Source organism: Lawsonibacter celer (assembly GCF_014281125.1).
Lineage (GTDB): Bacteria > Bacillota > Clostridia > Oscillospirales > Oscillospiraceae > Lawsonibacter_B > Lawsonibacter_B celer.
On sequence record NZ_JACOEA010000016.1, the window covers coordinates 1 to 705 of the forward strand.

1 protein-coding gene is annotated in these 705 nt (G+C 64.3%); it reads left to right on the forward strand.

From position 1 onward, the window contains the following. Window positions 1-705: succinylglutamate desuccinylase/aspartoacylase family protein (locus tag H9Q75_RS12555; protein WP_186567639.1), on the forward strand; the 705-nt coding region annotated here is incomplete at its 5' end.

Genomic DNA, 705 nt, shown 5'->3' on the forward strand with positions numbered 1-705 from the left:
GTGCACCCTGTGAACGTGCCCGCGTTCCAGGCCAAGCTGCAGTACGTGGGCCCCTATGACGGCAAGAACCTGAACCGGGAGTACCCGGGCCTGGCCACGGGCACGGTGACCCAGCGCATCGCTTACACCATCTCCAGCCAGCTGTTTACCCAGGCAGACTTCTACATGGACCTGCACGGCGGTGACATCCACGAGTCCCTGACGCCCTTCGTCATCTACTCCAAGCTGGGGGACGAGGCGCAGACGAAGCTGTCCCTGGAGGCGTCCAAGGCCCTGGGCGTGAAGTACGTGTGCGGCAGCGTGTCCACCAACGGCACGTTCGGCTGCGCGGCCACCATGGGCGTGCCGGGCTTCCTGGGCGAGATCGGCAACTGCGGGCTGTGGAGCGAGGACGAGGTGAAGCAGTACGTGGACGGCGTGAGCAACGTGCTGCGGCTGCTGAAGGTGCTGCCCGGCGAGGTGGTTGAGAACAAGGAGGCCGTGGTGGTGGACCACATGACCGGCCTGGACGCGCAGCAGACGGGATGCTGGTACCCCTGCGTGAAGATCAACGACGTGGTGAAGAAGGGGCAGAAGCTGGGCGAGATCCGTGACTACTTCACCAACGTGCTGGGCGAGTACTTTGCCCCCTGCGACGGCGTGATGCTCTATGTCATCTCCTCCCTCCCCATCAATGCGGGCGACCCCATTATCGCCATCGGCTGA